Origin of the sequence: Sporosarcina aquimarina (assembly GCF_033253705.1) — a bacterium.
GTDB lineage: Bacteria > Bacillota > Bacilli > Bacillales_A > Planococcaceae > Sporosarcina > Sporosarcina aquimarina.
Window position 1 is genome coordinate 13,537 of record NZ_JAUBDH010000011.1, and the last position, 20,732, is coordinate 34,268.

Here is a 20,732-nt window from a genome sequence, read left to right on the forward strand (position 1 = left end):
AAAACGCATCCTATCCAAAAGGAGAGATGCGCCTTGTTGATAAAAATCGGGATTGCCGTCGGGCTTTTCATCCTCAATTATTCCCCTCAAGCACCTGTGGCTGATGTTGTTCAAGCAGATGCTCCCGCCTACGCCAAGTGGTCCAGACTAGCCATTAAACAAACTCAGACAACTTATCCGAAAGCCAGCATAATTGACTACTTGTATATGGGAAGCGCACAAAACGACGGGTCCACTGTCGCCACATTCCGTCTCTGGTTGAGAGAAGGAAAACGGGAATACGCGGTTGTCGTTCGCGTGACATATGCGACGGAAACAGAAAAATTGGAAAGTGTGAAGTTTCATGAGATTATACCGCCCAGAAATAGCTAGAAACCATAGGCTCGAGTACTTCCATTAACTTATGCATGAATGATATTCAATCCAACAACGATTTAATGTATTTAAATCATTAAAACCCCCCTACCAAGGATCAGTAAGGGGGTTGTCTACAGTGAGTAAACATTTTTAGTTCTTATCTGGTAAAACTTCTGCTGCCTCAAAATTTGTTCCTGCAGCATCTACCTCAGTTTGTTCTACGTCCAATCTCAATGACCTTGCAGTTGCTTCTTTCACGTCACTCAGCATTTCAGGATTCTCCACAAGTGCTACACCATATGAAGGAATCATTTCTTTAAACTTAGCTTCCCATTCAGTTTTCCGGTCTGGGAAACACGTGTTAAGTAAATTGATCATGACATGAACTGCTGTTGACGCTCCTGGAGATGCACCAAGCAATGCAGCAATCGAACCGTCTGCTGCATTAACCAATTCAGTTCCGAATTGAAGCGTACCTTTTCCGCCGCCTTCAGTTTCTTTTATGACTTGCACACGTTGACCCGCGACGACAACATCCCACTCATCAACTTTAGCGTTCGGGATGAATGAACGTAATTCCTCAACTTGTTGTTCTTTTGAAAGCATAAGCTGTTGAACGAGATATTTCGTCAGCGACATCTCTTTCACGCCGGCAGATAGCATATTGACTACGTTATTCGGCTTTACTGAAGAGAGTAAGTCCATCATCGAACCTGTTTTCAAAAACTTCGGCGAAAAACCAGCAAACGGTCCAAACAGCAGAGACTTCTGGCCATCGATATAACGCGTGTCCAAGTGCGGCACAGACATCGGAGGTGCACCAACGGATGCTTTTCCGTATACCTTGGCCAAATGCTTTTCAGCAACTTTCGAGTTGTTACAAACTAAAAACAGTCCGCTAACTGGGAATCCGCCAATTCCTTTACCTTCAGGAATACCCGATTTTTGCAGTAAGTGAAGGCTGCCGCCACCACCACCGATAAAGACAAACTTCGCTGTGTGACGCTCGATTTCACCGCTCACTTTATTACGAACTTTTAGTTCCCAACGACCGTCACTCTTCTGTTTCAGATCCTCAACACTGCGCTGATATTGAAGGTTAACGTTTTCGCGTTGTAAATGATCAAACAGCATATTTGTAAGTGCACCGAAGTTAACATCCGTCCCAGCATCGATTTTGGAAATTGCCATCGGTTCAGTTGAAGTCCGGTCTTCCATCATCACAGGAACCCATTCTTTTAACGTTTCAAGATTCTCCGTGTATTCCATATCGTTAAATAACGGATTTTGCTTCATCGTTTCATACCGTTTCTTCAAAAATGATACGTTGTCTTTCCCTTGTACATAGCTCATATGAGGAAGCGGACGGATAAAGTTTTCAGGGTTCTGAATTTTTCCGTTCTCTACTAAAAATGACCAAAACTGCTTAGATACTTGAAACTGTTCGTTGATTTTAATCGCTTTGCTAATATCAACGGAACCGTCTGCCTTTTCCGTTGTATAGTTCAATTCACACAAAGCTGCGTGCCCAGTACCGGCATTATTCCATTCATTCGAACTCTCTTCACCTGCACGGCTCAGCTTTTCAAACATAGTAATTTCCCACTCTGGAGCTACTTCTTTCAACATCGTTCCAAGTGTGGCACTCATAATGCCGGCGCCTATCAAAATAACGTCTGTATTCGTATCTCTGCTGCTCATCTGATCCATCCTTACACACTGAATTTGCAAAAAAAGTGACGGCATACATACTGGCACTCTTTTTGTCTAGTCGTTCCATGTCTAATCTATACGGTTTAATTCATTGATAAATAAATGTGCTTTACCTTACCAATTATAGACTAATTCAAGTAGATAAAAAAGAAAGAAGTTTAGCTATTTCTGAAAAAGGCAGACATGTCTCCATTCAGTTTGGATGACTAGAAGAAACCTCGTTCTTCCGTCATACCTTGCAGGTTAAGCAGAAATTCTAATCTGTTGCTTTTCACGCAAAACAAAAGACCCTGTCTGCTACCTTTAACGAATACGGCAGCAGACTGGTTCTTTCGTTTCTTTAACCGTTAGAAGTATCGGGTGTACCCACTACCAAAGTCGTGTTTAAACGGTTTCTGACGTTCATTTTGCAACCCAGTGCCCCTCTGTTACTTCTACGAGAACGGTATTCTCTACATTGAACTTCCTTTCCGCTTCGTTCTCTTTTTTAAGTGGACGATGTTTGTTTGCGCCTGCTCTTGGATCCGGAATTGGAATGGCGGATAAAAGTGACTTCGTATAAGGATGGAGAGGGTTATTATACAACTCCTCACTTTCCGCCAACTCGACTATTTTACCCGCATACATCACGGCAACCCGATCACTGATGTGTTTTACCATCGACAAATCATGAGCTATGAATAAGTATGTGAGGCCCAGTTCGTACTGCAGATCCTCCAGCAGCTTTACAATCTGCGTTTGAATGGATACATCTAATGCAGACAATGGTTCGTCACAGACGATGAAATCTGGCTCCACAGCCAAGGCTCTTGCAATTCCAATGCGTTGGCGCTGCCCGCCAGAGAACTCATGGGGGTAACGCATCGCATGCTCGGGTTCTAGACCGACCATCATAAGCAGATCCTCTACCCTTTTCTTCCGCTCTGTTTTGTTCTTACTCATTCGATGAATGTCTAATGCTTGCCCGATAATATCCAGTACTTTAAAACGTGGATTTAACGAGGAATACGGATCCTGGAAGATCATTTGCATATGCCGTCTCATACTCTTCATTTCTTTAGAGGAAAATCGGTTGATGGCCATTCCTCGGTATAACACTTCGCCATCGGTCGGTTCGTCCAGACGCAAAACAGCTCGGCCGGTTGTAGACTTTCCAGATCCCGATTCCCCCACAAGGCCCAATGTTTCCCCGGGTCGAATGAAAAAACTAATATCGTCAACAGCCTTTGTCTGGCTCTTTTTCCCGTTATCGAAGTATTGTTTTAGAGAATTTACTTGAATGAGTGGAATTGACCCGTCAATCCCCTCCGGCAACCGTGATACACGTTTCTCTTTTTTCTTTTCATCCAATCTTGGCAATGCGTTCAATAACTTATTCGTATATGGATGTTTCGGGCTTTCAAAGATTTCCAACGTTGTTCCGGTTTCCACAACCTCTCCTTTCTTCATCACCACTACGCGGTCGCACATTTCCGCGACCACCCCTAAATCGTGTGTAATTAAAATAATAGATGTACCAAAACGGCGTTGAATAGTCTTCATAAGGTCCAAGATTTGGGCTTGAATGGTTACATCTAATGCCGTCGTAGGTTCGTCTGCAATAAGAAGTGACGGCTTACAAGCAAGTGCAATTGCAATCATGACACGCTGACGCATGCCTCCTGAGAATTCGTGCGGATATTGGGTATACCGATCTTCACTGTTTTTAATGCCCACCATCTTCAATAGTTCGATTGTTTCTTTCTTTGCTTCAGCCTTTGATGCATTCATATGTTTCATGATGCTTTCACAAATCTGATTGCCTATTGTTTTAGTCGGGTTTAAAGAAGTCATCGGATCTTGAAAAATCATTCCGATTCCTTTTCCCCTGATGCTTTCCATTTCCTTTTCAGTTTTCAGATTTAAGTTTTCTCCTTGGAATTCAATAACTCCTTCTTTCATATACGATGGCGGTGAAGGCAGTAATCTCATAATGGATCGTGCTGTTACGCTCTTTCCACTTCCTGACTCTCCAACTATACCAAGGGTTTCTCCTTGATTCACCTCAAAACTCACTCCCCGAACTGCATCAAAATCTTCCTCTCTCATTGTAAAGGAAACGTGTAAATCTTTTACTTTTAAAATGGGGTTCACAAGAAATCCTCCCTCTTTTGTCATCATTGGTATTTCGTAAGAATAGAATTGACAACCATTATCTATTTGACTATAGTCTAGTATATTGATCGGAATTTAACAATATAAAAAGGTGGTGGATTCATGTGACGCACGCAATTACTTCACTTCTTCAAAAATCGTATAAAGAAGCACAAGGGAAAACAGTCGTTCAAGTTCTGTTAGTTCTAGCTGGACTTCCCGTTCATCTAGTCACCTATTTTATTTACTTGATGAGAAAAAAAGACCAAACCCACGATTCTTTGTTGACTAACATACGGTCGGAACTGTCAGGGAAACAACTAGCTGATCAATGGCAATCTGATTATGCAGACCAACTCATACGTAAACGGTCGTTCTTTCAAGAGAATATTAGCGATAAGGAAATACAAAATATAGCTGAAAAGCTGACTGAAGAAAGGCTAGAAAAAGAAATTGCACGGCGCACTGACGATCATTTCATACAGAACGAGATCCAGAAAGAAACGTATTCGATATATTTTCAATCGTTATTAGAACGACGCTCATTTTTTCTTTTAACCTTACTTCCAGGGATTCTTATGTACACAATCCTATTACTGACCAGCACGCCTTTTTTAACTTATATCGTAGAAAGACTTGTACAAAGTGTGCTTGTCATTATAGGAGTCGCCGTGTTGGTTTTTACAATTCTTTATATTTCACCATTCGATCCCGCCTCCAATATTCTAGGGGAATCTGCGACACGGGAACAGATCTCAGCTTTCAATCATATACATGGACTGGATCTTTCCTATTGGCAGCAACTATGGAACGCACTCAAGGGAATCGCAACTTTCGATCTGGGTTCTTCCTTTGCGGGAAATGAAGATGTCGCTGCGAGCATCGCTAACAAGTTTCCGGTCACGTTAACGATTGCATTGTTCTCGGTCATTATGGCTATTGTTATCGCTATTCCAGTCGGGATTCTTTCCGCAACCCGGCCGAATTCGTTTTTAGATTACTCGTTCATGTTTATCGCCTTAATCGGCTTATCCATACCAAACTTTTGGCAAGGTTTACTCTTCATTCTGAATTTCTCGATTAAGCTTAATTGGCTGCCTGCCACCTACAGTCCCGGCAATTATCTATCGATGATTATGCCGGTCGTAGTGCTTGGAACTGCCCTCACCGCTTCTATTGCGAGAATGATGCGGTCTTCGTTACTTGAAATTATTCACGAAGACTACATCATCACAGCGCGTGCAAAAGGACTTTCCAAAAGTCAGATGTTATGGAAACATGCTGTTGGAAATGCCATGATTCCTGTCATCACTGTCATTGGACTATTGTTTGGGGGGATGCTTGGAGGCGCTGCCGTGACGGAAAAGGTCTTCAATATTAGAGGAATTGGAAGTTATATTGTGGATAAGCAATTCATCCCCGATATCCCCGCCATCATGGGAGGCGTTGTCTATATCGCAATTACTATTTCGCTAGTCAATTTACTCATTGACATTTTGTATGCATTCCTAGATCCGCGAATTCGCTCTAAGATAAACCAATCGTAAAGTAGGTGTAAGCATGAAAGAGTCCTTAAACAATCGTCATGCATTAGTCATTTCAAAAGAATATCCGCAAGCTAATTTCACATGGATTCTCTCGTTAGCGCTTGCCTTAATCTTCCTATGGAATAGTTTCTCAACAAAAATAGAAGGACTAAATCTATTTGTATTCACTTTGTTCTGCGCCTACACAGTGACCGCCGTATTTCAGCTCTTCATTACAATGAAGATGAAAAGGGATCTTCTTTCAACGGGAGAAATTCGTACAACGACCAGACGGTTAGGATATATCCAATTAGCAAGTTTGTTGACGGGCAATATTTTTGCAGCGGCTTTTGCTTTTACCTTAGTCAATAAAAGAAAGACCCCTGAGTATACGTTTGCGGTCTATATGCTGCTGACTCAACTTGCCGTTATCGCTATAAGCTCCGTGAATCTATTTAAACCCTACGTCAGCGATACCTTTCTCATCGCTATGGGGAGCCTTCTTCTAATCGCTCTGTTTCACTTGGCTGCTCTTATACTGACTGTCCGTTACGTGAACGAGTATTCTGCTCCGCCATGGATGTCTGTCCTTGCGGTTGTATTAATGGTCACTGCACTTACAGGGAATCTATTTGCCTTATTGCTGGGTTGGAGCCTGTTTATGAAATCTAAACGCTTCGACTCATCGCGACTGCTGAAATGGAACGTCATGTGGGAGAAAATCACTCGCAATTCTACAGCAGTCCTAGGAATGTTTTTCATACTGCTGATGTTTTCCATCTCTATAACAAGTCGATTTACATTTGACTACGCACTTGCTGTTGAGAATAATTACAGTGCCATTCTAGAATCTCCAAGTCTTGTCTATCCATTTGGCACGGATAACTTTGGACGTGACGTGTTCTCTAGAATTGTGTTCGGAGCTAGGATTTCATTGCTTGTAGGGTTTGCATCCACTGTCATTCCGGGTTTAATCGGCGGGTTCCTTGGCGCACTTGCCGGATATTACAGCACTCGTATTGACAATTGGATCATGCGTTTACTCGATATCCTCTATTCGATCCCTGGTATCTTATTAGCGATTGCCATCATCGCTGCATTTGGTGCAAATACCGTGAATCTGATCATTGCGCTAAGTGTCGGATCCATTCCAACGTATGCACGTACGATGCGTGCGAACGTACTCATGGTTTCGAATTACGACTTCGTTGATTCTGCTAAAGCGCTCGGTGCATCAGACTTTTCAATACTGTTTAAGCAAGTCGTGCCGAATTCACTTGCTCCTATGATCGTAAAATCTACTTTAACAATCGGCGGAGCAGTAATTGCAACGAGCAGTTTGAGTTACCTCGGCCTTGGCGTCGAGCCCCATATACCAGAATGGGGTAATATTTTGAAAGTCGGCAGTACGTATTTGGAGACGAATTCGTATCTCGCAATCTTCCCTGGCCTGGCTATTATATTGCTCGTTCTTTCATTCAACTTCCTGGGCGATGGGCTGCGGGATGCGCTGGATCCAAAACTAGATTGATCACTAAAAACTTGGAGGGTTTCATCTATGAAAAAGAAATTATTAACACTTACATTACTGCTTGTTCTCGTGCTTGCAGGATGTGTGAAAACTAAATCAGAGGTTGAAAGCGAAGGAAAAGGCGATGACGGTAAGGGCGGGTTAAATGAAAAGGTACAAATTGAAGTCCTAGGAATGGGATCTGGCGAAGAAGACTTAAATATCGTTCGGGACGAGCTCATCAAAAATGGTTTTGACGTTAAACTGAACATTCAACCCGATTACGGAACGTTCTCTGCACAAAAAGACGCTGGAAACTTCGATCTTGCCCTTTCCAGCTGGACGACAGTTACCGGTAACCCTGACTATGCCGTACGTGCTTTATTTAAATCTGATGGCGCAAACAGCCTTGTCGAAGATGCGAAGATCGATGAACTAATCGACCAGGCAAGTGCGGAAACAGCGGATGAATACACAAAGACATACCAGCAACTTGAAAACCAACTTGTTACGGAAAAAGCATTCATCGCACCCCTTTATAATTCCTTTAAAGCACAAGGAGTCAACAAAGAGGTCTTGAATCCGGATACTGTTCGACTTGCGAAGTCTCGTGCAATTGCATGGGAAACGATTGACTTCAAGGACGCAGCAATACGCACATCTGAACCTCTTGTTTCTCAACAGGCAATCGGAGATTTGACTTCGCTAGATCCGATAAAAGGAAATGATGGTTCTATTAACACACTGAACACCAATATGTACGTGCGTCTTGTCAACCTGACGGACGAAGATGAAGTCGTATCAGACGGTTCACTTTCTCATAACTATGCAATGGCTGAAGGCAATTCAGACTACTACTTCTTATTGCGTGACGACATTAACTTTGCATCTGTATCAAATGGGAAAGCCATCGATACAGGAGAACGCGTAGGAGCAGAAGATGTTGTATTCTCTCTGGAACGTGCAAAAGATAAAGACTCCGTTCCGGATCACCGGACGTATAGTCTGCATGAACGTATTAAAAGTGCAGAAATTGTTACTGATTTAAAAGAGCTGGAGAATACAAAACAATCCGGTACGGACGAAACCATTTTAGAAACACTGGAAAATGGATTGGATACGAAACTATCGGGTGTTGTTGAAAACAAAACGAATGCGGATAACAGTAAAGGAAACTATCAAGTGGTTAAAGTAACTACAACTGAACCATTCCCACAAGTGTTAAATTACTTAGCCCACCAATCAGCAGGGATCGTTTCAGAGAAACAAGTGAAGAGCATTAACACATATGACGTTGCATCTTTCAACTTGGATAAGGATATTCCGTACGGTGACCAGCGTACAGTAACTGAAGGTGTAAACTATAACAACCAATTGTATGCAAGCGGACCTTACATTCTCGTGAAGAAAAACGATTACCAAGCAGACTTTGTTAAAAACCCAGCATATCGTGCGGGCAGTGAATTCGAACCTAAGATTTCAAACGTAACTGTACGCTTCATCGATGACGCAGATAGTGCTCTGTCAGCATTACGCAACGGTGAAATCCATCTGTTTAATGGCGTGCCGGAAACCAAGTATGATCTTGTAGAAAAAGCGGATAACCTGCTGCTTCAAAAGAGCGACAGCAACGCAGTCACTTACTTGCAGTTCAACACAGCGGGCCGTGAAGTCTCTAAGAGTGAAAACTTGCGTAAAGCTGTCTTGTTCTCTATCAATCAAGACGAGTTCTTGAACTATTACCAAGGAAACAAAAAGAAAGCCTATTCGACGGTCAGTCCGCTTGTTGACACAGGTAACGAACTTGTCGCTGACTCCAGTAAGGTAAAAGAGTTTTTGGAGGCCTATCACAAGGAATAACAGCAAACCGCACACCCCCTAATTTTAAGGGGGTGTGCGGTTTTTACTTCTTTTCTATCTCTTTATAGAAGTTCGATATTTTTAAGTACTGGAGATGTTTCAACACTCTATTACTGCGCTGTATAACCGCGACTTAAGATATTCTCCTGTCCACAAAGCGAGCTTGCATACGTGATCATTGTAACGACTAAAAATGAGGTACCTTTTTTTAGGTTGTTTTCCTTTCAATGAACTTTCCATCTACCTCAATATCACGTACCAACCCGGTATATGATGCGATTTCGTTCATTAAATAGTCCACAGTTTCATTAATCATTTCTTCAATGGGCTGTTCCCATGTTGTCAGTTCATATGCTGGCCAAGAAGCCATGTCGATATTATCGAATCCAACGATTTTTGTATCTTCTGGAATACGGACACCATTTTTTCGAAGCGCATCGATTACTCCGAATGCCATAATGTCATTGGCTACGAAAATTGCTGAAGGCAATCGCTTTTCTTTTAACACAGTCATCGCTGTATGATAGCCGCCTTCGTATGTGTAATCTGAATTATAGATCCGATAGGGCACTTTCTGATGATCAAGAACTTCACAAAAGCCTTTCTCCCGTTCAATGCTCGTAGAGGTATCCACCTTCCCCGTAATTAGCACCAGTTCCGAAGCACCTTTTGAAAGAAGGTATTTGGCAATCGATCGGCTTGCGTCTATGTTATTACAACAGACTGAGTAGAAGTTTTCCGTACTTAGCTTTCTATTGAAAAATACAAGTGGAATATTATTTTTTTTAAATTCTTCTCCTACAGAAAATAACATCGTTGCATCCGTTACAACCACACCTGCGACATTGTAGTTTAATAACGTTTCAACGTCCTCTTGCTGAATTTCATCATTGTTTGTATAGACAAATAAGACGCTATATCCATGTTTTTTAAATAGTGAACTGAATCGCTTTAATGCTTGCGCGTAAAAGGGATTTTGTACACCTTTCATGACAAGACCTATAATTTTTGATTGATTCGTGATAAGACTCCGCGCGTATACGTTAGGCCGATAACCTAGCTCTTCAGCGGCTTCCTTGACTCGTTTCTTTGTCTTTTCAGAAACGGATGCACCTTCAAAATAGACTCTGGAGACAGAGGACTGAGAGACCCCCGCTAGCTTCGCAACGTCCTTTGCAGTTACCGTTTCTCTCATTACAATCATTCCTTTGAATTCATTTTAAGTTCTCTGCTGTTCTCTTTACTTTATAATACTAGTTTCACATCTTCAATACTTGTGAAATTTAAAAAGCTGATTGCATGATCCAGCAATCAGCTTTTTAAACTATTCCTATACTAGATATATCTTCACTTTCCCTACTAAAGTTAAGCTTTTACTCGAACAATTCTTCTTCCATTAACGTAAATCCTTCAATTATTGTATCTTCTTCAACTTCAATTAAGAGGCAGCGTTTACCATTATAATTAACTTGTTTTACATACTTTAAATCTTGGGGACTTATGGATATATTAGCGACTTTCGTACTGATTTTAATAGACTTTGACGTGTAACTAGGAATGACATGGCTCGCTTTTAACTCGTAGGATTCGTCGTCTACAATCGATTGGAACGCTTGCTGTACTTTCTCTGTGTCAACATCGGCAGCACCACTCATCTTTAGTACACGTTCCATTTCTTTCGTATCTAAAGTCGGGACGTATTCTTCGTCCTCCCCTTCGTCTTCTACCGTTGTCATACGGTTGATTTCATCATAGACACTGGAAAGCATTTGCGTGTTCACTTCGTCTCCCACTACGTGTTTAACAATCTCTTCAAAAACCGCTTTGTCGTCTTCTGCCGTCATGATTTCTTCACCGTCAAGGACATTTTCTATGAACTGATAATCCGGCTTGTTTGCCTTACCTGCTGCGTATAAAATATGGTTAACGTCAGCAGCGTTGTCCGTAAAGCAAGGAAATAGGAACCCGCCAATCGGGGAAGCAAGTTTTACAACAGGATCTGCCATTTCATTCGATTTGAATTCCCGTCCGACGAAATCGAAGACCAATGAGCGTTTCGGAAGTTCTGTATGATTCATACTGCAAAGTATGAACGGTGTTGTATACGCCTCATCCCCTTCCGCCATTTCCAGCTCCTCTAAATTCTTTTTCGTCGGCTTATAATACTTCCCTCGAATGAACGTAATTACGACATCTTTTTCGTATTGAACATCCTTAAACATCTTCTTCGCAATCAACTGCATGTTTTCTTTCCAATCATCGACTTCTTTTGTATGAAGACCTGCGTACAACAGCTGTTGTGTATGATCCGTTTGCTCTTCTTTCGTCGGAGCAAATCGTACTTCAAACAGTTTCATGTCCAGTTTTCCACCTAATACTTTCTTGAAATTCCCATAGAACAATTCCTGTTGTTCACGTTCCATAAGACCAAAAGCCTGGCTCTCTTCGTGATAGATTTCATCACTTTCTTGACGCACATACACGTTATAAATATCCGTTATCATAATTAAGTCTGTGTCTAATTTAAATTGCTTCCGAATTTCAGCAATGTCTTTTTTATTCACAAAAAATCCCTGCTTTCTTATAACTATTTCAATTGTGTCGTGTTCGCTGATTGGAAAAATGACAGCCATGACAACTTTTCATCTTAACCCTTTTTCATTATAACAAGATAACGGGGATTACGACGAACCCAGTGTCGCTGATTCTGTTATTAATGAAAACCTTTCAAGGGGAAATGCTTAAAAAAACTCGTTAAGGGTACACAATACTTATGAGACAAAATTCAGATGAGGAGAAGTGATATCATGTCAGAAACACTATTCACATCAACAGCTACAGCAAAGGGCGGACGTGAAGGACACGTTCAATCATCAGATAACGTCGTAAGTTTCGATACGGCAATGCCTGGAACACCAAGAGCTAAAAAGCTGGAAAACTCAACTAATCCGGAGCAATTGTTCGCAGCAGGCTATGCGGCATGTTTTGACGGTGCACTCCAATTGGTTGCTGGAAAAGAAAAAGTGAAATTTGAATCAGAAGTGACTGCAAATGTCAGTCTTCAGAAAGACGAGGCGGACCAGGGCTTCAAGTTGGCTGTAAAACTTCAAGTTAAAGGAACGGGCATTGAAAAAGATCAGTTACAAGACCTTGTTGAAAAAGCCCATCAAGTTTGCCCTTACTCAAAAGCAACTAGAGACAATATAGAGGTCACATTAGAAGCCCTATAAGTTCATTCACTTAGCCATAACAAGCCCTCAACGAATCGTGTTGAGGGCTTGTTTTGACATGCTGCTTGGCATCTTAATCTGTGTCTTGAATGACTGGTTAAACAGTCACCAAGGCGTGCGTTTAGCATAGGCTACATAGATAGGAAATTACAGTCTGACAATCTAGGAGGTATCGGAACCATGAACTATCAAGCCTTTGCGGGTACTGTAACAGCCATTAATGACTTTTCAATCGGACAATACAATGAAATTGGCTGTTATAAATTATATTCAGTTGATAATGGATATGGAAATGTAGTGAATTTCGTAGTAGCTCCTACTACGTATTTTGTGAATCAAGAAGTTGTTTCTGTTGGGGATCAGGTAATCGGCTTTTACGATGCAAATGCGCCTGCACCGCTTATCTTCCCTCCCCAGTTCAACGCATTGATTATGTACAAAAACGCACCCGGTCAATTTTTGAAGGTGGATCATTTCGATGGGCAGTTAGTGAGCAGTGATCACATGCTGCAGTTAAATTTAAGCCCTTCTACTAAAATTATCTTACAAAATGGCCAGCCTTTTACGGGAAACTTAGGTAATCGAAATCTCATTGTCGTCTACGGGGCAACAACACGCAGTATTCCTGCACAAACGACTCCGTATCAAATCGTGGTGCTCTGTTCTTAATTTTAAAGATCCAAGGCCTGCACGCAGACATATATAAGCTGTGCGCAGGTCGCAACTTATCGTGTTCAATATTTGTTTTCAATTCAGCCGCTTTTTCCACGTGGAACATTCCAAAGTTCATTTGCCTTTGAGTAATTACAAAAGGTCTGTATTTGTACACGTAAGAGTGCATTCAATCACTTAAATGGTCTAAAAACTCTATACTTTGCTTAACAGCTTCCTCAATCTGCTGATTTCCCAAAAGTGTTGACACCCCATCGCCTTTTTGATGACCATACTCACCAAAGCCTCCGTGATTGCCACCTTTAATTTCTACAAATTGTGCATCATTCGGCATTCCCTTTTTTGCATTCTTTACTTTCTCTAGATCTGCAACTTTGTCGTTACTCCCCCATAGTGACAAGACCTTTAAAGGAGACTTACTCAAATCAGTCTTACTCTGTGGATAAGAGGCAAGTAAGATAAGACCTTCGACTTTGTTATTTTTAAGCGCATAATCTGAAGCCATCACCCCGCCCAGTGAATGGCCGCCAATAACCCACCTTTTAACATCTGGATGATTGTTAATAATTTCATCTGCTCGATTTGGAGAAAGAATCGCCAAGTTAAACGTTAAATCTGCAATGAAGACAGGGTAACCCCTTTCTGCAATTTCTTTTGCCATCGCAGCATAGGCAGGAGCCTCTACCTTCGCACCTGGGTAAAATATATAACCTATATCATTCGGATCAGATACCGGTTCAAACTCAATGTCCCCATTCTCCATAACTTTCACCTGGTCGTCAGATTGCAGACTCTTGTCAGCTGATGGACTAGCCTTATAGGACGTACTGACAAAGATGAAAAATCCCGCAATTGCAATCACGACCAGACCGGTAAGTAACGCAAATACCTTAAACCATATAGACCTCTTTTGTTTCATCTGAACATCTCTTTTCTCATTTCAACTGTTTTCTAATATCTATAAAGTATTTTAGGATTCTTGCAGTTAGTCCCCAGACTGTGTACTCTCCATACTCGTAAAACCATTCATCTTGATAACGACGGTTCCATTGATACTTCTTTCCATTATAGATTTTATCGAAAGGAAAATCAGGCAGCGGAGTAGGCTGAACAGGTACTCGATGAAGGATCGGTTCATGCTCCATCAACCACTCTAGTGGAATGGTAAAAACTTTTTCAACTTCGGCCTGGTTATATGAATAGATAATTTCGTGATAATCACATACTGCTACAAATGGATATACTACAAACGAAGGCGACGCAACGTATGGACTTAGCTTGCCAATCACTTTTACTGTGTTAGGGTCAATCCCTAGCTCTTCTTGAGTTTCCCTTAGCGCTGCATCCATAGGCGAGGCATCTTCCGCATCAATCCTGCCGCCAGGAAAACTAATATCTCCGGGCTGCTTTCGCATGGTTAATGCTCGTACTTCAAATAGAACGTGCCATTTCCCTTTTTCTTCAACTAAGGGCAGCAGGACAGCTGATCGAAATGCGGTCTCTTCTCCGATGAACAGCGCATTGTTGTCCTCTAATTGTTTTTTCAATTCATCTAAAAACATAAAGTCTTCGCACCCCCTGCTTCCTTTTCATTTATCGTATCATTCGTTAATTCATTATCCTATAAAACGTTTTTGTTGTTTCAAAAATTTCCCTATAAACTACTTCTGGCTGCAATTCTTTGAGTTCAGCAATCGTCCGGACACTTTCATGCATCATAGAAGGTTGCGTAGTCTGCCCGGTGAACTGTCCTTCAAACGGCCATGGCCCATCCGTTTCAATCATAAGCTGAGACAGCGGAGTCTGTTTCACCAATCGTTGAATCTTGGGTTTGTATGTCACATCTGGCGTGACGGAAATTACATAGTTATTTGAAAGAACTTTCTCTAGTACATCATCACTCCCCTTGAACCAATGAAAGTGTGCACGTGATACACGATACTTCTCTAAAAGATTACACACCATTCCTGCGTCCTCATAGACTGCATGCAATACGATGGGTAAATCCCATTGTACCGCTTTTTTGATAAACGTTTCTAAGAGCTCTACATAAGGCGTTATTTCTAACTTAGGTTGTTCTTTACGTAAATAATAGGGCAATCCCACTTCTCCAATCGCGATTAGCTTTTCATGATTTTCATCAATCAGCTTTAAAATGGATTGGACTTCAGCTTCACTTGGAAGCTGTTGCTCTGGATGATACCCTAGAGCAGGTTTAATGCGGCTGTCCGAACGAGAAAGTTCCAGCTGATGAATTGATGATTCATAGTTATTGGAAACTGCAATTAATGCATTAACAGAATTGTCTTTCAACGAATCCATTAGATGAATTCGTTCTGCTTCGTCATACATATCTAAATGAATGTGTGCATCGATTAGACGTTGGTTCACGATGAGATTCCCCCTTCTTTTGAATTACTTCAGGGTATTGCCAGCTTATAGTTCTATACGACTTATCATACTTTAACTATTGAAAAAGGGGAGAAAGTGAAATACAATCCTTTCTGAATCTATAACTGAAGGACATACCGTAACCCTCATCTCGACAAGTAATTGTTCGTTATTAAGTTAATATTTTTTGCTTAACTCTATATAAACTGGATTTAAAATACTTAAATACGTACGATTTAATGAATTCAAATTTATACATACGTGTTTTTATTGTAATCATGAAAATCCTCTGTTATACTCACAACTAAGTCATCTAGAATAGTATTTTCAACTACTTCCTACATGTAGATCACACTTGTTTGTAATAATCTAACGAACCAATAACAGTTTAGCTGTACGATACTCTTTAATGTTACAGCTTTCTACCAGATACTTGGCTGGTATGATCTATAAAATGTTCGGAGAGAGTAGCTGTTAAAAAATACTATTCAATGAAAACCATTTTAGGAACGGGGAGATTACTTTTGAAGAAAATAAAACTAACTGGATTTATTGTAATTATGGTTCTCCTAGCAACAATGGCTTCAGGCTGTAACTCAACTGCTAAAAGCGCTGCAGAAACTGAGCAACGTCCTATTATTGTTCAAGGCCCAATGCCCATTGAAGCTGAAAAGTTCGCTGAGAAGTTAAGTGATATGGAAATTGAAGAGTCCGGGAATTTTATCTTTTATAAAGGGACCATAGACGACTATCCTGTAATTGTTACGAAAACGAGTAAAGGGATGGAAAACACTGCAGCCGCGACTGCACTTGCAATTGAAAAGTACGACCCTATCGCGATTATTAATCAGGGAACTTCGGGTGGCCATGATCCCGACTTACATGTATTTGATATAGTACTAGGTAAAAAAACGGTTAATATCGGTTCGATAAAGACCGAGTCTGCTGAGGAGAACGAAGGAATGGATCCTTCACTTTGGAAGCCTATGGACTTAATGGCTTCTGAAGGAAGTGCTGGTGAAGACCCTGATGCAGAAAAGATTCGCTACTATGAAGGCGACAAAGAGTTATTGGCAGCAGCGAATGCGGTTAAAGACCAATACGACCAAGGTAAAGTTGTCGAAGGCACTATCGGATCTGCGGATTTGTGGAACAATGAAGTAGATCGCATTAACTGGTTCCATGAAAAGTATGGTACTTCCGTTGAGGAAATGGAAGGTGCTGCGGCAGCACAGATTTCGGATAGCTACGGTGTTCCCTTCTTAGGTATTCGTATCCTTTCCAATAACAAAACAAATGATGGTCAATATAATCCAGACACGGCCGCTGCAAATCAGGAATATGTTCACCATGTCTTGAAAGAATACATCTCTAATTTAAAATAAAGTGTCCCTATTCTCGTGGAAAACTAGAAGGGAACGGTTTATTGAGAAAACCGTTTTCTTCTAGTTTTTTGATTGTAATCGATTGATTATCGGAGTACATGTTTCTTTACTTTGCTTTATTGATCAGCTCTATATACTGTGTATCTCCATACCCAATCATTGGAAATACCTCAAATAGTCTTTTTATTAATTCGGATTGTGGTACATTTCTATTCTTTGAAATGTACTGAGTGACTGCGTTCTTTTCCTTTTGCATCTCTAAATACAATTTCACCGCTTGATACATTACTGGAAATAGTTTTTGCGAGGGCATGGTATGCTTGACCAAAACTTCATTATATACTGAGTAAAACCCCTCCAATGATAGCTCTGTTTGACTTACTTTAAATTCATCTTCCCTAAAGCTGTTTAAAAAAACTTTTCCTTCATAGTTAGAGTTCTCAAGAAATCCTAACAGCGTGAGAAGATTCATCTGACAAAACATATCTTCTCCAAACCATAGCACGATGTACTTATAATCTTTTTGAAACAAATTGGTTAATGGTTGAATTACTTTGTCATTGTAACTTTCTAAGTTCACCTGATGTCCGGCTGCCCTTGTTTGTATGAATTCGGAACCAAAAATTGTGGCCGTTGTTGGATGCACACACATCGCTTCATTGAACGGCGCATAATCAGAATCCCCCATCAGTTGTTTACTTTTAAATTCTTCATACATCATTTCTCCATTTAATATATTCAATGCATCCTGGTCGAAAAGTTCATGCCTCTTCCTTTGTAATTTCGCAATCTCGGTCACTTTTTCGTTCATCAACATTTCATCCTCTCCAGTGGAATCAAGCTGTCCATCTCTTACTCCTAACTTAAAGTATACATTGGATTCTAACGTTTGATAGCCGTTATGATGAACTCATTTCACCCCCCTATAAGTAAAAGCCTATCCAATCGGATAGGCTTTTGATTAAGAGTGTTCTATTTAACTCCCTGTGCTTAAAACGCTGGAATCGCAGTTTCATCATAGTTTTCTTCTAAAAAGTCACGTACTGTGTCTGACGTCATCGCTTTCGATAACTTTTGAATCGGCTCCCAATCTTTATTGTCTTCACGGGCAATTAACGTGATTGCAAAGTCGTTTTCAACACCTTCAGTTAGAAGTGCATCGCTTTTCGGTGTTAAGTTCAATGGTGCAGCATATGCCGGTGTCATAACGACTGCATCCGCGTCATCGTACATTCTTGCAAGCATAAGTAAATCCACTTCTTTAAACTGATAGTCATTCGGATTTTCAATAATATCCGCTTTCGTATAATAAGGACCTTCTTTGTCTTTTAGCTTTATCAAGTCTTGCTGAGCCAACAATGCCAACGAGCGGTCTATATTTGAAATATCATTTGCGATTGCAATGCTCGCACCTTTTGGTAATTGTTCCATCGAGTCGTAGTCTTTTGAATAGACTCCGTAGTTGGCAAAATAGATAGGTGTGATCGGAACTAAGTTCGAATCATTATTACGATTGAACTGTTCCATGTAAGGTACGTGTTGGAAAAAGTTTGCGTCTACTTCTTCTGCCGCCAGTGCACTGTTCGGTTGAACGTTATCGCCCAATACAACAATTTCAAGGTCAACGCCTTCTTCTGCTAATGTTGGCTTCACCAATTCAAGAATTTCTGTCATTGGCGGGATGAGGGATGCTACTTTCAATGTAACGTTCTCTTCTTCTTTAGCCGGCGTTTTTTCAGTTTCACTAGAAGAATCTGATTTACTGCAGCCTGCCGCTACTGCTAGAATGCTGCTCATTACTAAAAGTAAAATAAATTTTTTCATAGTTTTCTCCCATTCTCTATCGTTTGTCAATCCATCTGGATATAGTTGTTCCTGCAAATTGAATTAGCTGAACAAGTATGATCATAATCCCAATCATATAAATCATCAAATCTGTTTTAAATTGCTGATAGCCATACCGAATCGCAAAATCACCGATTCCCCCGCCACCTACCACTCCCATAATTGTTGAATACGAAATGAAACTGATGATGGAAGTCGTAAGTCCGAGGACAAGTCCTGAACGTGCTTCTACGTATAAAAACTTAAAGATAACTTCTTTCAATGAAGCTCCCATGGAAATTGCTGCTTCCATCACTCCTTTAGGTACATCCAATAACGCTTGTTCCACTAGTCGTGAATAGTGGGCAATCGCAATAATCGAGAGTGGCACGGTTGCAGCAGCAGTACCGATTGCCGTTCCAATCACTAGTCGAGTAAAAGGAATCAAAAAGACCACGAGCAGTAAAAACGGAAAGGAACGGATTACATTTACGAAGAAATTGACTGTCCCAAAAACAAGTTGGTTTTCAAACACTTGTCCCTTTCGACATAGAAACAGCAAAGTTCCTACGGGCAGTCCTATTAAGACTGCTGCAATGATAGAAATCCCCACCATGATGAACGTTTCTGCAATCGCCTGCCAAATTTCAGCTTGATATTGAACGAGTACTTCAGGCATGGGGATCACCATCTTTCATAAGCTGCTTCAGAAGGTGTGCTGCCGTATTCTCCGTTGCTTGAATCCCTTTCGGTGTAATCGATACCGTATCGTGAACGGATCCATCCGATAGAACGGTAACGCGGTTACAAAGGCTTTTGATGACGTCCATCTCGTGTGTCACAAGAACAATGGTTACTCCCATTCGTTTGTTGATATCTGACAACACCGCAAGAATTTCTGCAGTCGTGTGAGGGTCAAGGGAAGATGTGGGTTCGTCACACAACAACACGTGAGGATGGTTCGCTAGCGCCCGTGCTATGGCTACCCGTTGTTTTTGACCGCCGCTTAGTTGTGCCGGGTATTTTGTCATGAAACTTTCCAGCCCAACAAATTGAAGACATTCTACAGCACGTTTCCGGCGATCCGCTTTTGGATAGTTTGCAAGTTCAAGCGCCACCACGACATTTTGATAAACGGTTTTATTGGCCACCAAGTTAAAGTGTTGAAAAATCATGCCGATGGATTTGCGCACTTGCCGGAGTTGTTTGGAGTTAAATGCGGTCAGCTTTTGTTTATTCACTTCAACTTCGCCTGAGTCTGGTGCTTCCAATAAGTTCATGATTCGCAACAATGTCGATTTCCCTGCACCACTTGCACCTATGATGCCATGTATGTCGCCTTGTGCAATGGAGAGTGTAATGGCATGAATGACGGGAACCCCGTTAAAAGTTTTACTGACATTATGTAAAGAAATCAAATTATTTCCCCTCTCTTTTCGAAAAAGGCGGCGGCAACCTTCATGATTATAGCGTAACATGTATACGCTGTCATATTATCTGCAAAATAATTAAAAAAGGCAGGCTCCGGATACAATGCGGAGCCTGCCTTTTAAGTGCCATTAGTCATGCGCGAAATCTGAGAGCTAATCCTTTTAGGAAATTCCTAGCATATCGGTCGCCACAATCTTTGTAATTTCGATGCCCTTCTTTTCTAAGAACAGCACTTAATTCACTTTTTGATACCGTAACGCCTGCCTCTTGCAAAATGTCTAGCATATCTTCACTTGTAAGGGACAGTGCAATTTTCATTTTCTTGAGCAGGATATTATTCACGTTGCGATTGTCTTCTGTCATTAAAAATGGATTTGGTGCATTTTCCGGCTTCACGTCTGGCGTACCGCGTTTCAACGTCACAAGTCCGTTTAAAAAAGATTCTAACGTGTGATTATCAATTTCTTTAACATACTCTTCTTCCTGGCCATCCTGATCTGCAATGTTTTTGGATTTCGTTAACATGTCTTGGGCATCAGGTTTTGAAACTTCCATACCGCCAAGCTGAAAGATTTCCACCATTTCCGCGTCTTTAATATCCAATGCATATCTCACTCTAGTTAGTATATCGTTTGCATTCATTCGGTTCACCCTGACCTTTCCTTTTTGCTCGGTACATATTAGTATAAAGCTTTTCAGA

The 20,732-nt window shown here is 41.1% G+C and carries 18 protein-coding genes and 1 pseudogene; 7 read left to right on the forward strand and 12 right to left on the reverse strand.

Features of this window, described 5'->3' with window-relative positions; translation table 11 throughout:
• The first annotated feature begins 33 nt into the window (after nucleotides 1-33).
• Nucleotides 34-372 (forward strand): DUF3889 domain-containing protein, encoded by a 339-nt coding sequence (locus QT716_RS14455; RefSeq protein WP_317936831.1) that lies wholly within the window; start codon nucleotides 34-36, stop codon nucleotides 370-372.
• 135 nt (nucleotides 373-507) lie between these two features.
• Here QT716_RS14455 and QT716_RS14460 read toward each other — a convergent pair whose 3' ends face one another.
• Both QT716_RS14460 and QT716_RS14465 read right to left on the reverse strand, forming a co-directional pair.
• On the reverse strand, nucleotides 508-2,067 hold the full coding sequence (locus QT716_RS14460) for a malate:quinone oxidoreductase (RefSeq protein WP_317936832.1): 1,560 nt from the start codon (nucleotides 2,065-2,067) through the stop codon (nucleotides 508-510).
• 405 nt (nucleotides 2,068-2,472) lie between these two features.
• Complete coding sequence (locus tag QT716_RS14465) at nucleotides 2,473-4,203, reverse strand: ABC transporter ATP-binding protein (RefSeq protein ID WP_317936834.1); 1,731 nt, start codon at nucleotides 4,201-4,203, stop codon at nucleotides 2,473-2,475.
• A gap of 125 nt (nucleotides 4,204-4,328) precedes the next feature.
• On the opposite strand from QT716_RS14465, the gene QT716_RS14470 reads away from it, so the two are divergent.
• Genes QT716_RS14470 through QT716_RS14480 form a run of 3 tightly spaced genes read left to right on the forward strand, consistent with a single transcriptional unit; the run spans nucleotide 4,329 to nucleotide 9,099 of the window.
• A complete protein-coding gene (locus QT716_RS14470; RefSeq protein WP_398293653.1) occupies nucleotides 4,329-5,750 on the forward strand; it encodes an ABC transporter permease in 1,422 nt (473 codons plus the stop codon).
• Between the two features lie 13 nt (nucleotides 5,751-5,763).
• On the forward strand, nucleotides 5,764-7,260 hold the full coding sequence (locus tag QT716_RS14475) for an ABC transporter permease (protein WP_317936836.1): 1,497 nt from the start codon (nucleotides 5,764-5,766) through the stop codon (nucleotides 7,258-7,260).
• 27 nt (nucleotides 7,261-7,287) lie between these two features.
• The gene (locus QT716_RS14480) at nucleotides 7,288-9,099 is read left to right on the forward strand and encodes an ABC transporter substrate-binding protein (protein WP_317936838.1); all 1,812 of its coding nucleotides are present in this window, start codon (nucleotides 7,288-7,290) and stop codon (nucleotides 9,097-9,099) included.
• Between the two features lie 208 nt (nucleotides 9,100-9,307).
• Here the strand turns inward: QT716_RS14480 and QT716_RS14485 are convergent, their stop codons facing one another.
• Together QT716_RS14485 and QT716_RS14490 are read right to left on the reverse strand one after the other, a co-directional pair.
• The gene (locus QT716_RS14485) at nucleotides 9,308-10,303 is read right to left on the reverse strand and encodes a LacI family DNA-binding transcriptional regulator (protein ID WP_317936840.1); all 996 of its coding nucleotides are present in this window, start codon (nucleotides 10,301-10,303) and stop codon (nucleotides 9,308-9,310) included.
• Nucleotides 10,304-10,472: 169 nt separating this feature from the next.
• A complete protein-coding gene (locus tag QT716_RS14490) occupies nucleotides 10,473-11,663 on the reverse strand; it encodes a DUF4317 domain-containing protein (RefSeq protein WP_317936842.1) in 1,191 nt (396 codons plus the stop codon).
• 243 nt (nucleotides 11,664-11,906) lie between these two features.
• Between QT716_RS14490 and QT716_RS14495 the strand changes: the two genes are divergently transcribed.
• Nucleotides 11,907-12,329, forward strand: a complete 423-nt coding sequence (locus tag QT716_RS14495; RefSeq protein ID WP_317936843.1) for an organic hydroperoxide resistance protein — start codon at nucleotides 11,907-11,909, stop codon at nucleotides 12,327-12,329.
• A gap of 180 nt (nucleotides 12,330-12,509) precedes the next feature.
• A complete protein-coding gene (locus QT716_RS14500) occupies nucleotides 12,510-12,998 on the forward strand; it encodes a hypothetical protein (protein WP_317936845.1) in 489 nt (162 codons plus the stop codon).
• Nucleotides 12,999-13,170: 172 nt separating this feature from the next.
• On the opposite strand, the gene QT716_RS14505 is transcribed toward QT716_RS14500, so the two are convergent.
• Genes QT716_RS14505 through QT716_RS14515 form a run of 3 tightly spaced genes read right to left on the reverse strand, consistent with a single transcriptional unit; the run spans nucleotide 13,171 to nucleotide 15,392 of the window.
• The gene (locus QT716_RS14505; RefSeq protein WP_317936846.1) at nucleotides 13,171-13,920 is read right to left on the reverse strand and encodes an alpha/beta family hydrolase; all 750 of its coding nucleotides are present in this window, start codon (nucleotides 13,918-13,920) and stop codon (nucleotides 13,171-13,173) included.
• A 16-nt stretch (nucleotides 13,921-13,936) separates the two neighbouring features.
• Nucleotides 13,937-14,563, reverse strand: coding sequence for an NUDIX hydrolase (locus QT716_RS14510; RefSeq protein WP_317936847.1), 627 nt, complete (start codon nucleotides 14,561-14,563; stop codon nucleotides 13,937-13,939).
• A 46-nt stretch (nucleotides 14,564-14,609) separates the two neighbouring features.
• Nucleotides 14,610-15,392, reverse strand: coding sequence for a TatD family hydrolase (locus QT716_RS14515; RefSeq protein ID WP_317936848.1), 783 nt, complete (start codon nucleotides 15,390-15,392; stop codon nucleotides 14,610-14,612).
• Nucleotides 15,393-15,883: 491 nt separating this feature from the next.
• Here QT716_RS14515 and QT716_RS14520 point away from each other — a divergent pair, with 491 nt between their 5' ends.
• Entirely contained in the window at nucleotides 15,884-16,777 is an 894-nt protein-coding gene (locus QT716_RS14520; protein WP_398293662.1) for a 5'-methylthioadenosine/S-adenosylhomocysteine nucleosidase, read from the forward strand.
• A 106-nt stretch (nucleotides 16,778-16,883) separates the two neighbouring features.
• Here QT716_RS14520 and QT716_RS14525 read toward each other — a convergent pair.
• The 5 genes and pseudogenes from QT716_RS14525 to QT716_RS14545 all read right to left on the reverse strand — a co-directional run.
• Nucleotides 16,884-17,543 (reverse strand): annotated as a pseudogene (locus tag QT716_RS14525) (AraC family transcriptional regulator); the annotation flags it as partial.
• A 224-nt stretch (nucleotides 17,544-17,767) separates the two neighbouring features.
• Nucleotides 17,768-18,601: a MetQ/NlpA family ABC transporter substrate-binding protein gene (locus tag QT716_RS14530; RefSeq protein ID WP_317936850.1), complete on the reverse strand. Its 834-nt coding sequence runs from the start codon at nucleotides 18,599-18,601 to the stop codon at nucleotides 17,768-17,770.
• A 16-nt stretch (nucleotides 18,602-18,617) separates the two neighbouring features.
• Nucleotides 18,618-19,280 carry a methionine ABC transporter permease gene (locus QT716_RS14535; RefSeq protein ID WP_317936851.1) on the reverse strand — a complete coding sequence of 221 codons (663 nt, stop codon included), beginning with the start codon at nucleotides 19,278-19,280 and terminating at the stop codon, nucleotides 18,618-18,620.
• Nucleotides 19,273-20,019 (reverse strand): methionine ABC transporter ATP-binding protein, encoded by a 747-nt coding sequence (locus QT716_RS14540; RefSeq protein WP_317936852.1) that lies wholly within the window; start codon nucleotides 20,017-20,019, stop codon nucleotides 19,273-19,275. Before QT716_RS14540 ends, QT716_RS14535 begins: the two co-directional genes overlap by 8 nt.
• Before the next feature lie 145 nt (nucleotides 20,020-20,164).
• The gene (locus QT716_RS14545) at nucleotides 20,165-20,674 is read right to left on the reverse strand and encodes a YehS family protein (protein WP_317936853.1); all 510 of its coding nucleotides are present in this window, start codon (nucleotides 20,672-20,674) and stop codon (nucleotides 20,165-20,167) included.
• Nucleotides 20,675-20,732: the final 58 nt, after the last annotated feature.

Bases quoted from the DNA above. Each gene is read 5' to 3' on its own strand.
- QT716_RS14545 (WP_317936853.1), bottom strand. From the start codon at position 20,674: ATGAATGCAAACGATATACTAACTAGAGTGAGATATGCATTGGATATT.
- QT716_RS14505 (WP_317936846.1), bottom strand. From the start codon at position 13,920: ATGAAACAAAAGAGGTCTATATGGTTTAAGGTATTTGCGTTACTTACC.
- QT716_RS14535 (WP_317936851.1), bottom strand. From the start codon at position 19,280: ATGCCTGAAGTACTCGTTCAATATCAAGCTGAAATTTGGCAGGCGATT.
- QT716_RS14500 (WP_317936845.1), top strand. From the start codon at position 12,510: ATGAACTATCAAGCCTTTGCGGGTACTGTAACAGCCATTAATGACTTT.
- QT716_RS14475 (WP_317936836.1), top strand. From the start codon at position 5,764: ATGAAAGAGTCCTTAAACAATCGTCATGCATTAGTCATTTCAAAAGAA.
- QT716_RS14495 (WP_317936843.1), top strand. From the start codon at position 11,907: ATGTCAGAAACACTATTCACATCAACAGCTACAGCAAAGGGCGGACGT.
- QT716_RS14510 (WP_317936847.1), bottom strand. From the start codon at position 14,563: ATGTTTTTAGATGAATTGAAAAAACAATTAGAGGACAACAATGCGCTG.
- QT716_RS14520 (WP_398293662.1), top strand. From the start codon at position 15,884: ATGAAAACCATTTTAGGAACGGGGAGATTACTTTTGAAGAAAATAAAA.
- QT716_RS14485 (WP_317936840.1), bottom strand. From the start codon at position 10,303: ATGATTGTAATGAGAGAAACGGTAACTGCAAAGGACGTTGCGAAGCTA.
- QT716_RS14530 (WP_317936850.1), bottom strand. From the start codon at position 18,601: ATGAAAAAATTTATTTTACTTTTAGTAATGAGCAGCATTCTAGCAGTA.
- QT716_RS14480 (WP_317936838.1), top strand. From the start codon at position 7,288: ATGAAAAAGAAATTATTAACACTTACATTACTGCTTGTTCTCGTGCTT.
- QT716_RS14460 (WP_317936832.1), bottom strand. From the start codon at position 2,067: ATGGATCAGATGAGCAGCAGAGATACGAATACAGACGTTATTTTGATA.